Below are 10,111 nucleotides of genomic sequence, written 5' to 3'. Positions count from 1 at the left end.
TTTAGGTAAATCTCGCCAAGGGATACCTGTTCTAAGGCGGTAAAGAATACCTTCGAATGTTTGTCTATGTTCAGGTTTGTCATAAACACGGCCTGTGCTTTTCATTAAATGAAATAGCTTTTCCCAGCGTGCATCGGTTAGCATAAGTCTTGGCATGGCTTGAGGTTATGGTTACTTTTGGCGAAGCAAATTATAACGTCTTGCCATGCTGTCTAAAAATTACTCTCGAAAGATCAACAGACCCTAGTAATTTTGACACCATAGCTGAGCGGATTTTTGATGACGAAAGGCCGGACGTCGTGCGGGCACTTTCAGGTAAGAGTGAAGATAGGTTTCAATGGATCCGCGAGTTTCGTTATCGCCATCCCAATGGCAGCATACGTTGGATGGAGGCGGGTGCGAGCGGCCATGTAGAAGAAGATGGCGCCATTACTTGGAATGGGTATGTAATGGACATTACCCAACGCAAAAGCATAGAACAAGAGTTAGCCCTAAGTGAAGCGCACTTTAAGGCTCTGTTCGATGGTGCGACCATTGGTATCGTCAATGTGGATGTTAAAGGCGTTATCTTAGATTGTAATGACCAATTCTGTGCTGATATGGCGCGGTCTCGGGAGAGTTTACGCAATACCGCAATTTTTGAGGTCCTTAGCGCGCAAGATAAGCATATCGCCAAGGCGCAATTTAAGGAATTGGTCGGTGGCAAAATTGACCATTATCGTGGCGAGAGAAGCTTTATTCGTCCTTCTGGTGCGCCTTTATGGATGACGGTCAATGTGTCGGCACTGTTAGATGCACAAGGACAATTTGAATCGGCTGTGATCAGTATGGTCGATATGACAGAGCTTAAATTGCTCTCCGATGAACTGTTACTTGCCAAAGAGCAAGCCGATGCTGCCAGTAAAGCCAAGGGTGACTTCTTGGCGAATATGTCCCACGAAATACGCACCCCAATGAATGCCATTATCGGCATGTCCCAGCTGTGCTTACAGACCGAATTAGATAAAAAACAGAAGAATTATGTGGAGAAGATTGAGCGGGCATCGCAGTCTTTACTGTCTATTATCAATGACATTCTGGATTTCTCTAAGATTGAAGCGGGTAAGCTCGACATAGAATCTGTGCCATTTCAGCTCGATACTATGCTGGAAGATCTCAGCGATATGTTTTCTGAGAAAGCCGCCCACAAGCAGATTGAATTGTTATTTGCAGTCGCCCCTAACGTGCCGCGTTATTTATATGGTGATTCGCTACGCTTAGGCCAAGTGTTGATTAACTTGATGAATAACGCCATTAAGTTCACCGAACGGGGTGAGGTGTTATTGTCGCTAAGCTTAGTTGAGCAGCAAGATGATGATGTCGTGCTGCGTTTTAGTGTGCGTGACAGCGGCATAGGCTTAACTGAGCAGCAGCAAGCAAAATTATTTAAATCCTTTACCCAAGCGGATACTTCAACCACCCGTAAATACGGTGGTACAGGCTTAGGTTTGGCTATTTGCAAGCAACTCGTTGAACTCATGGGGGGCAATATTGGTGTCGAAAGTCAATTTGGTCATGGCAGCACCTTCTATTTCACTGTGAAGTTACAAATTTCCGAGGGCCAAAAATTAGTGCTTGAGCAAGAGCTTGAGGGCATGTCTGTGCTGGTGGTAGATGATAACGCGACCGCCAGAGACATAATGCGTACAACGCTCGAAAGTATGGGCTTTAGAGTCGATACGGTTCGTTCAGGTGAAGAAGCAATAAACCGCTGCTTACTGCAGACCTATGAAGTGGCATTAATCGATTGGAAAATGCCCAATATGGACGGGTTAGAAACCGCCCGTCAGATCCAACTACAGGCTAAGTCTCAGCCTAAGATCTTGATGGTATCCGCCCATGCGAATCATGAATTTATCACTCAAATTGAGCAATTAGCACTGGCGGGGTACATCAGTAAACCCATCAGCGCCTCACGCATGCTCGATGGCATAATGAATGCGATTGGCCGTGAAGGCATATTGCCAGTCAGACGCCGTACCGAAGACCTGGCGCCGCAGTTATTATTACCACTTCAAGGGAAGCGTATCTTATTAGTGGAAGATAACGAGATGAATCTCGAAGTCGCCAGCGAGTTTTTAGAGCAAGTGGGGATTATTTTATCCATAGCGACCAATGGCCAAATCGCCTTAGATAAGCTATCCCAACAGCATTTCGATCTAGTGTTAATGGACTGCCAAATGCCGGTGATGGATGGTTATCAAGCCACTAAAGCGATAAGGAAAAGGCCTGAGTTGGCAAATTTACCTGTCGTCGCTATGACTGCGAATGCGATGGCTGGTGATAGAGATATGTGTCTTCGGGCTGGGATGAATGACCATATTGCCAAGCCCATAGAAGTGAATGTGCTCTATCAAACCCTATTGAAATACCTCGGATCTTCTTCTGGAATTTCTGCTGCGATAAGGGCGGAAGCCTCAACTCGGTTAACTTCGTCCAGCGCACAGGGTGAAGTCAGCAATGGCGCTGATCAAACGGTATTGCTCAAATGGCCAGAACACCCTGAGCTGGATATCGATAGAGGTTTGCAACTGGTGCAGCATTCGACGCGTCTTTATCAACGAATCTTTGATCGTTTCGTGAGCAGTCAACGTAATGTGGTGGAGCAGGTTCGCAAAGCCATCGCGGCGAATCAAGTCGAAGATGCGGTGCGTATCGCCCACACCCTTAAAGGCTTAGCGGGTAATTTAAGTTCGGCAAAATTGGTGGAATTAGCGCGTTTGCTTGAGTTGCATTTAACAGAGAAAGCGCCTTATGAAGATGAATTGGTTCAAATTCAACCGCTAGTGGCCTCTATCTGCGATGCGATTGAACACGACAAACCAGCAGCGGTAAATCAAGCCGAACCTCAAGCCGTTGATTTATTATCTGCTGAAGATTTAAGGGCGGCATTACAGGCCTTGCGGCAGAATCTAGATGATGCCGATGCCAGCGCAGTGGTAAAAATTGATGCCTTAAAGCCGAAGGTGAGTAGTGCGATGTGGCAAACATTAAGCCCCGCTTTATCTATGATTAACCAGTATCAGTTTGATGAGGCAATCGACTTAATTGACGATGTGATTACACAGTTAGGATAGAAAGCGGTAGCGCGAATTTATAATGCGTGACATTGAGTGGAGTTGTTAATGGAAAAAGCAACAATATTAGTCGTCGATGATACACCTGAGAATATCGATATTTTGATTGGTATTTTAGGTGATGATTACAAAGTCAAAGTGGCGATCGATGGCCCGAGGGCGTTAGCGTTAGTGACAAAATCGCGGCCTGACTTGATTCTGCTCGATGTCATGATGCCAGGTATGAATGGCTATGAAGTCTGCAAGGTGCTAAAGCAAGAGCCGCTGACCAGCCATATTCCGGTGATCTTCGTGACCGCCTTATCTGAAATTGCTGATGAAGCCCAAGGTTTTGCATTGGGTGCGGTGGATTACATTACTAAGCCTGTCAGCGCGCCTGTCGTTAAAGCGCGGGTTAAAACACATCTTGCGCTTTATGATCAAAAACGTCTACTCGAACAACAAGTTAAAGTTCGTACTCACGAATTAGAAGAAACCCGTTTCGAGATTATCCGTCGTCTTGGCCGTGCCGCTGAATACAAGGACAACGAGACGGGTCTACATGTTGTGCGTATGAGCCATTACGCCCGCATATTAGCGATAAAGCTCGGCTTACCGACAACCTTTTGTGACTTGATTTTTAACGCGGCGCCTATGCACGATATTGGTAAAATCGGTACGCCCGATGCTGTGCTGAAAAAGCCTGGGAAACTTGATGCGCAGGAATGGGAAATTATGCAGCAGCACGCCGCCATAGGTGCAGAAATTATTGGTGAACATAGCGATCCGTTATTGCAAATGGCCCGTCGTATCGCCTTAACTCACCATGAGAAGTGGGATGGTTCAGGTTACCCTAATGGCTTGGTAGGCGAAGAAATCCCCCTTGAAGGGCGTATCACCGCGATTGCGGATGTGTTCGATGCGCTGACTTCGCAACGGCCTTACAAGCAGGCTTGGACGATTGAAGCAACTATGGAGTTATTTGAAAATCAAGCGGGAAAACATTTCGATCCTAAGCTGGTGGAGGAGTTCAAGCAAATCCTGCCAGAAGCAATTGCCATTCGAGATACTTATTTAGAAAATTGATGCTCGAAGTGCATTGACTAAGGTAAAGGCGCCATTGGCGCCTTTATTCTGCTTCAATATTTTATACTAATCATATTAAATCAAAGCATTACGCTTCATCTAATGAGTAGGGCAGGGCTTGGATCGTTAAATGTGATTGTTCATCGTCGGCAAAACGTAGCTGAGTATCATTAGCCGTGTCATTAGGAAGTACGGCGGTTAACAAGACTTGGTTGCCGCGCTGTACAAACTCAATGATTTGACCGCCACGGCGAAAACTGTCTTCCATCGCGATTTCAAGGCCTGATGCTAGGGTGATTTGAAGACTAGTGTGGCCGTGCAAAATATACAGGGCGCGTTTATTACCACCGCGATATTTCATTCGCGCTATGGTTTCTTGTCCCATGTAGCAGCCCTTGTTGAAGCTGATACCGTTAACCGCTTGTAGATTACACATCTGCGGTACGTACTGGCTGGCATGGCTGGCGGCAAGGTTGGGGTAACCTGCTGCAATCTCTAACGCTTGCCATGCACTGGCGTCAAATACACTCAGTTCCGATTGCGCAACTAAAGCTGCCGCAGCATCTGGTGTTAATACTAAAATAAAACGTTCAGCGTCTTTTAAAATCGCACCATTTTCAATGAGTGTGAGCTCTTGCTGAATGTCACCAAAATGTTTGTTCACGAATTGGCTTGCCTGTTCACCGGCAACCCCGAGCAGAGTCCACTCAGCGGATGCATTGCTTAGGGTGGCTTTACTAAAAACGGCATATTTTTGTAACTGGGGTAAATCGACTTCGATGGCATCCTTTGGCATCAACATAAAGAGTGCATCTTGAATGGCAAAGGTTCTGAAACTGGCCAGCATTTTACCTTTAGGATCGCAATGCGCGCCCCAGCGCCATTGATCTGTGGCCAATGAGCTGATGTCTGTGGTCACTTGGCCATGGATAAAACTGCGGCCTTGTTCTCCAACGACTTTGATGAGGCCCAAATGAGATAAGTTGGCAAGCATAAGTGGAGGCAAGGTAGCGTCCAGATCCCAATGGGGCGTAGAAACTGAAATAGTCATAGCGAGATCCTGAAAATGAAGACGATGTGAGAGGCTAGATTGTAACGGAATTCCAGTTGGCTCAAAAGCATAAGGCGCACATATCTGTGAATGATCTGTGCGCCTTAATATGTGTGCTTTAGTCGATAGGCTTAAAGCGAGTGGAGTTTAAAGTTTAAAACAGCACGCGAGTACGCAATGTACCTTCAATGGCTTTGAGTTCAACTAAGGCTTCTTCCGCTTGAGTTGTGTCTACTTCCATCACGACATAACCAATTTCTGCGGTGGTCTGCAAATATTGGGCGGCGATGTTGATGCCTTTTTCCGAGAAGGCTTGGTTGATCTTGATCAACACGCCCGGACGGTTTTGGTGAATATGCAGCAAGCGCGAGGTGCCTTTATGCGTTGGTAATGACACTTCAGGGAAGTTAACCGCAGAAACGGTTGAGCCGTTGTCTGAGTATTTAGCGAGCTTACCCGCGACTTCGATACCAATGTTTTCTTGGGCTTCGGCCGTGCTACCGCCCACATGCGGCGTGAGTAGAACATTGTCTAAACCGCGTAGAGGACTGATAAATTCATCGTCATTCGATTGTGGTTCAACGGGGAATACATCGATTGCTGCACCTGCGAGGTGACGTTCTTTTAACGCAACGGTTAAAGCTTCAATATCGACTACAGTACCGCGTGATGCGTTGATAAAGATGCTGCCCTTTTTCATTGCTGCAAACTCGGCAGCGCCTATCATGTCTTTTGTTTGTGGAGTTTCAGGGACATGTAAGCTTACTACATCAGCTTGTGCTAATAGGAGTTCCAACGAATGGACTTGTTGTGCGTTACCTAGTGGCAGTTTGTCTTCGATATCGAAGAACACGACGCGCATACCTAAGGTTTCCGCCAGAATGCCAAGTTGAGTACCAATATGGCCGTAACCAATTACACCTAAGGTTTTACCACGCACTTCATAGCTGCCCGCTGCGGTTTTCATCCAGCCGCCACGGTGAGCGATAGCGTTGCGTTCAGGGATACCCCGCATCAACATAATGATTTCGCCAATCACGAGTTCTGCAACACTGCGAGTGTTTGAGAAGGGAGCGTTAAATACTGGGATACCAAGGGATTCGGCGGTGGCAAGGTCAACTTGGTTGGTTCCAATACAGAAACATCCTATCGCGATTAACTTCTCGGCACGTTTCAGCACCTCTGCAGTTAATTGGGTACGCGAACGAAGTCCCACAAAATGCGCATCTTTAATGGACTCAAGTAAGGCTTCATCGCTTAAGGAAGCTTTGTGGTATTCGATATTGGTGTATCCCGCACGTTCAAATACATCGACCGCAGATTGGTGGACGCCTTCCAACAGCAGGATCTTGATCTTATCCTTGTCCAGCGAATGTTTCGCCATGATATGGGTACCCTCTAATTAATAGAAATGTTTCTTATGATATGCTCACAACCTTCACCCACCAAAATAGCACTTTTTTTGCTCAGTGTGGAGGGCTAGATGGCTAAAGTTAATATTCTAAATTTAGAACAATATCGCATAAGAGGAAGAAACATTGAATAACAAAATCGCATGGTGCGGTATTTACCTCTCAGTTTTGGTGTGGTCGGCGATAAAACCCGCAGATCCTTTCACATGGTGGCTCGAAGCCTTACCTGCATTGATTGCTGTACCGATTTTATTCTTTACTCGCAAACGTTTTCCACTAACACCTCTAGTGTATTTTCTCGTCTTAATACACTGCTGTGTGTTGTTTGTAGGTGCTCATTATACTTACGCTGAAGTGCCGTTATTCGACACGATTGCGGATTGGATGGGTTCAGAACGTAATAATTACGATAAAGTGGGTCATTTTGCGCAAGGTTTTATCCCAGCCATGCTCGCCCGTGAAATTATGTTGCGTAATCAAGCTGTCAAACCTGGGGCTTGGTGCGCGTTTCTTGCTACTTGTTTTGTGCTCGCATTTTCGGCGTTTTATGAACTGATCGAATGGTGGGTTGCCGTGGCAACCGGCGAAGGGGCTGAAGCCTTTTTAGGGACTCAAGGCTATGTATGGGATACCCAATCCGACATGTTTCTTGCCCTCATTGGCGCAATTGTCGCGTTAGCTTTACTGTCTCGTTTTCAAGATAAACAAATCGCGAGACTCAAGCAGAGGATTTAGCGGCTAAAAGTGGGTGATGCTCTCTGTTTGAGTTGTAAGACTTTCTTCCCTGAAATATATGGTGTGAGTGTGATGACATTGAGTTGTCATACTTTAGTGTTGTTATTGTGTTTTCTTTGTGTTGCAACTTTGGATTGATAACGTCATAGTTGGAAAGTATTAGGTGCTGGGCGTTGGCCAAGTAAAACGGTATTTTTGACTGTTATTCCATTTTATTGTGGTGAGTTAGTCGAACCTACTAGCATTAAACAGGGAATAGTACATTTGGGTGATGTTTTTCAATCGTTAACTAGTCAGAATTAACTAGGTTAATGGAATGTTGAAAAATCTAACTAAAAAGACGAGTCAAACATACCATTTTGCAATAGAGAATACTTTTCAGGGAGGAGAGTCATTGAGCACAATTAATGAATTGGTTTTTTTACACCAAATGGCCGCGCCATGTCATTTAGCGTTACTCGCTGAATCCATAGGTTTGAAAACGCGAATAGTAAAGCATGCGGCTGAACTGGATTTAGACAAGAGTCGCCGTAGTTTTTATCTGATCACCCAAAAAGGTTCAGCATTAGATAACAAAGGGATACCTCTGTTAGCTTCGCGATTAGTGTCACATTTTCCTGTGGCGCTGTATCAAGTTGAGCGAGACTCCTTAGACCAAGAATCTGCAATGTTACTCGGCATTCGAGGTATTTTATTTGCCGATCAACGTATGGATCTGATGTTAACGGGTTTACGTAAAATGGTGGCAGAGGAACTTTGGTACGATAGAACTTTGCTAAGCAAAATGTTCCGCCGTGTCGTACAAAAGTTAGAAGGTAATAATGAAATGCCCTCTGATACTGTGGCTATGCTGCAGATGCTGACATCCCGTGAACGCACTATCATTCAATTCGTATCGAGTGGTGCGAGGAATAAAGAAATCGCTCATAGGTTATGTATCAGCGAACATACAGTGAAGGCGCATATTTCTTCTATTTTCCGCAAGACCCAGTCTCGTAATCGGGTTGAGCTTTTACGTTGGGCGCAAACCTATCAAACTCACTTTGAGCTGTGCAGTTAGTCAGTTAAAGATATTGGTCGTTAGCTTTTCGCTGTGAGTGGTTAATGATTGCTGGCATATCAACATAGAAAAGCGGGAATGTTTATTTAAACATTCCCGCTTTTTGTTTAACACCCATTTTATAAACCACCAAAGAGTTTAGCTGTGGTGGTTTAACAGTATTGATTAGTATTGCACTACAGTGGCAACGTTCATATTGCCTGATTGGTTCACGTTGATGCTGTTGTTAGTGCCTGCTTGAGAACCTAACACTAAGTTGTCATTACCCGTTTGAGTGATTGACAGGCTGTTATTGTCACCGCTAACGCCAAATGAATTTGAAGCAAATGAAGTGTCGCTATCGCCGCCTACCCAGTTACCTTTACCTGATTGAGTAATTTGCGCGGTGTTTTCATCACCTTCAATAATCAGGTCAATAACGTTAAGATCGCCACTTTGAAGTGCGCTGACATCGGCATTGTTGTTGCCAGTAACAGAAATCAATGTTTCGTTCTCAGCGCCATCTTGCTCAACATCAACTTCGTTATCGCTACCCACGGCATCTACATAAGCAAAGTTCTCATCGCCTTCTTGGCTGACTTCAATGCTGTTATCTTCACCATCAGCGAAGGCAATGATTTCGTTGTTATCGCCTTTAGAAGATAAATCGAAGTCATTATCTGCACCGTATGCACCAAAGGTCGCGAAGTTCGCATCGCCTTTTTGTTTCAAGTCAACGTCGTTGCTATCGCCCCATACTTGGAACTCCGCACCGTTGACATCGCCTTTTTGAGTGATAGTAATATCGTTATCATCACCTTGGATATCGGCCACTAAAGTATCACCGATAGTGTTGCCGCTGCCATTTTGAGTAATATCGACACTGTTGTCATCACCCGTAGTCATCGCAAGATAAGCCGTGTTGCCGTTACCTTTTTGATCCATTGAAATATCGTTATCGCTGCCGGCCAGTGCGTAAACGAAGCCAACATGGTTATCACCTTTTTGGACCATGTCTACTGTGTTGTCATTACCTGCAATACCTTTCGCTGCGCCAAAGTTATTGTTACCCGCTTGATTAACAGAAACGTCGTTGTTGTTACCCACGTTAGCGGTTAAGTCGAGAGCGATTAAACCTGCTTGGTTGTTGTCACCGATTTGTGTGATTTTACCGTCGTTGTTGCTGCCTTCAACGCGAAAAACTGCAAAGTTTGCGTCGCCTTCTTGCTCAACAAACACGCTGTTTTCAGCGCCAGTGATTTCAACTTGGCTTTCGTTGACTTCGCCTAATTGGTTAACGAATACCGTGTTATCGTTGCCAGTAACATCGCTACTGCTTTGGTTAAAGAAACCATTTTGCGACACATTTACATTGTTGTTGTCACCTACAACATTTGCACTTGCCACATGCCAGTCAACTTGTTGCGTTATTTGGACCTTGTTATCATCACCCGTTGAATTAATAGCCGCTTCATGCCACACACCGTCTTGGATGACAGTTGCGGTTTGAGCTGTACCTGTTTGCACAACCGCAGCAGCGTTAAGGCCACCCGTTTGTGAGACTAAAGTGTCTTGGGCTTGGCCTGACTGTACTACGCTAATTTCGCTCACTGTACTGGCAGCAAAAGCTTGACCGCTTAAACCTGTTGCAATGGCCAAAGCAATAAGTGATTTTTTAGCTTGTGATTTCATG

Annotated in this window: 7 protein-coding genes and 1 pseudogene; 4 read left to right on the top strand and 4 right to left on the bottom strand. The window is 45.2% G+C overall.

Annotated elements, in window-relative coordinates:
* Nucleotides 1–156: transposase (locus L5M29_RS14255; protein ID WP_259573881.1), on the bottom strand; the 156-nt coding region annotated here is incomplete at its 3' end.
* Between the two features lie 83 nt (nucleotides 157–239).
* On the opposite strand from L5M29_RS14255, the pseudogene L5M29_RS14250 reads away from it, so the two are divergent.
* Together L5M29_RS14250 and L5M29_RS14245 are read left to right on the top strand one after the other, a co-directional pair.
* A pseudogene (locus tag L5M29_RS14250) lies at nucleotides 240–3,116 on the top strand (response regulator); the annotation flags it as partial.
* Between the two features lie 48 nt (nucleotides 3,117–3,164).
* Complete coding sequence (locus tag L5M29_RS14245; RefSeq protein WP_263143070.1) at nucleotides 3,165–4,181, top strand: two-component system response regulator; 1,017 nt, start codon at nucleotides 3,165–3,167, stop codon at nucleotides 4,179–4,181.
* Nucleotides 4,182–4,269: 88 nt separating this feature from the next.
* Here L5M29_RS14245 and ygfZ read toward each other — a convergent pair whose 3' ends face one another.
* Together ygfZ and serA are read right to left on the bottom strand one after the other, a co-directional pair.
* Nucleotides 4,270–5,232 (bottom strand): tRNA-modifying protein YgfZ, encoded by a 963-nt coding sequence (gene ygfZ, locus L5M29_RS14240; protein WP_263145364.1) that lies wholly within the window; start codon nucleotides 5,230–5,232, stop codon nucleotides 4,270–4,272.
* A 154-nt stretch (nucleotides 5,233–5,386) separates the two neighbouring features.
* Entirely contained in the window at nucleotides 5,387–6,616 is a 1,230-nt protein-coding gene (serA, locus tag L5M29_RS14235; protein WP_105251515.1) for a phosphoglycerate dehydrogenase, read from the bottom strand.
* Nucleotides 6,617–6,770: 154 nt separating this feature from the next.
* On the opposite strand from serA, the gene L5M29_RS14230 reads away from it, so the two are divergent.
* Entirely contained in the window at nucleotides 6,771–7,379 is a 609-nt protein-coding gene (locus L5M29_RS14230; protein WP_105251516.1) for a DUF2238 domain-containing protein, read from the top strand.
* A gap of 394 nt (nucleotides 7,380–7,773) precedes the next feature.
* Nucleotides 7,774–8,439, top strand: a complete 666-nt coding sequence (locus tag L5M29_RS14225) for a helix-turn-helix transcriptional regulator (RefSeq protein ID WP_014611267.1) — start codon at nucleotides 7,774–7,776, stop codon at nucleotides 8,437–8,439.
* 165 nt (nucleotides 8,440–8,604) lie between these two features.
* On the opposite strand, the gene L5M29_RS14220 is transcribed toward L5M29_RS14225, so the two are convergent.
* Entirely contained in the window at nucleotides 8,605–10,110 is a 1,506-nt protein-coding gene (locus tag L5M29_RS14220) for a curlin (protein WP_263145361.1), read from the bottom strand.
* Nucleotide 10,111 lies beyond the last annotated feature (1 nt).

Source organism: Shewanella sp. SM95 (assembly GCF_025653595.1).
GTDB lineage: Bacteria > Pseudomonadota > Gammaproteobacteria > Enterobacterales > Shewanellaceae > Shewanella > Shewanella oncorhynchi.
Note: the sequence above shows the minus strand (reverse complement) of the source record. Positions and strands in the feature narration are given on the sequence as shown.

Coding starts and splice junctions, on each gene's coding strand:
- L5M29_RS14245 (WP_263143070.1), top strand. CDS start 3,165: ATGGAAAAAGCAACAATATTAGTCGTCGATGATACACCTGAGAATATC.
- serA (WP_105251515.1), bottom strand. CDS start 6,616: ATGGCGAAACATTCGCTGGACAAGGATAAGATCAAGATCCTGCTGTTG.
- ygfZ (WP_263145364.1), bottom strand. CDS start 5,232: ATGACTATTTCAGTTTCTACGCCCCATTGGGATCTGGACGCTACCTTG.
- L5M29_RS14220 (WP_263145361.1), bottom strand. CDS start 10,110: ATGAAATCACAAGCTAAAAAATCACTTATTGCTTTGGCCATTGCAACA.